General features: G+C 43.0%; 2 protein-coding genes. Both read right to left on the bottom strand.

Going from position 1 to position 1,617, the window contains the following annotated elements:
* On the bottom strand, nucleotides 1-1,166 hold a 1,166-nt coding region (wecC, locus tag KDK18_RS13245; RefSeq protein WP_257255401.1), incomplete at its 3' end, for a UDP-N-acetyl-D-mannosamine dehydrogenase.
* A 77-nt stretch (nucleotides 1,167-1,243) separates the two neighbouring features.
* On the bottom strand, nucleotides 1,244-1,617 hold a 374-nt coding region (locus KDK18_RS13250; protein WP_257255402.1), incomplete at its 5' end, for a UDP-N-acetylglucosamine 2-epimerase.

A 1,617-nucleotide genomic window follows, 5' to 3' on the forward strand; every position in this document is an offset into this window, starting at 1 on the left:
ACTACGATGTCAGCCTCAGTTACAACATCATTCAGAGTCACCAGATCAATATTTTCTTTTTCTAACAGTGTTTCTGGAAGCTCTTCAATATTAGGCTCTACTGCCAGAATGTTGTATTTTTCATTGGTTGCTAATTTCTTCACAATTTCCAGAGCAGGGCTTTCACGAAGATCATCAATATCCGGTTTAAATGCCAAACCAAGGCAGGCAATCGTTGGATTTTCAATGCCGTTTACAGCTTTCTCAACCTGTTCAACTACATAGTTTGGCTTGTAGTCATTAATCAGGCGTGCCTGATGAATTATTTTGGCAGTTTCCGAGTTCTGGTTAACGATAAACCAAGGGTCAACTGCGATACAGTGCCCACCAACCCCACAACCGGGCTGAAGGATATCGACACGGGGATGTCGGTTTGCAAGTGAGATCAGTTCCCACACATTGATGCCCTGTTTATCACAGATCAGCGACAGCTCATTTGCGAATGCAATATTAACATCACGGAAGGCATTTTCAGTAAGCTTGCTCATTTCTGCAGTGCGTGCTTCGGTTGCAATGCACTCGCCTTTTTTTACAAATAATTTGTAAACAGCTGTAGCGGCTTCAGTGCTGAATGAATCCATACCTCCAATAATGCGATCATTCTCTACCAGTTCACGTATCACCTGGCCTGGCAATACACGCTCAGGGCAGTGGGCAATCTGGATATCGGACTTTTCACCCTCGCTGACCTGATGAGGAAAACTCAGATCTGGGCGAGCTTCAGCGAGCCAGGCTGCCATTTTTTCAGTGGCACCGACAGGTGAAGTTGATTCCAGGACAACGAGATTCCCCTTTTCCAAAACAGGAGCTAATGCCTTTGATGCAGCTTCAATGTACTTCAGGTCAGGTTCGTGATCGTCACCTTTAAAAGGCGTTGGAACTGCCATCAGGAAAGCGTCGGCTTTTTGCGGAGTGGTGTAAGCTTTTAGATATTCTTTGTCCACACTGCTTTTTACCAGCTCTTCCAGACCTGGCTCAACGATATGGATTTTACCCTGGTTAATGGTATCCACAGCGTGTTGGTTTACATCAACGCCTACTACTTTAATATTATTACCTGCAATAACAGCAGCAGTAGGTAGACCAATGTAGCCAAGGCCAATAACAGAGATTGTATTGTAGTTCATGCTAGTTGTTTTAGTGAATAGTGATTTTGTGAGTGAAATTTAAATGGAATTAAGATCAAAAAAAACTTGATTGTTTGCTAAGCGATTCTTAATTCCTGCTCTATAAACATGCTCATGGATACATCTTTACCCAGAACAGCCTGTAATATTCGTTGGCTGGATTTCCCATCTCCATACGGATTGCTTGCATTGCTCATAACTTGATAAGCCATCTCATTATCAAGCAAATTCTTGACTTCATTAACAATGGTCTCATCACATGTTCCAACTAGTCGAACTGTACCCGCTTTAACAGCAGCAGGTCGTTCTGTAGTATCTCTCATGCATAGAACGGGTTTACCAAGTGATGGTGCTTCTTCCTGAATACCACCTGAATCCGTTAAAATCAGATAGCTGCGTTTCATCAGATAGACAAAGGGCAGGTAATCCTGAGGTTCTAAGAGGTGGACAT

It is taken from the genome of Endozoicomonas sp. SESOKO3, assembly GCF_024606255.1.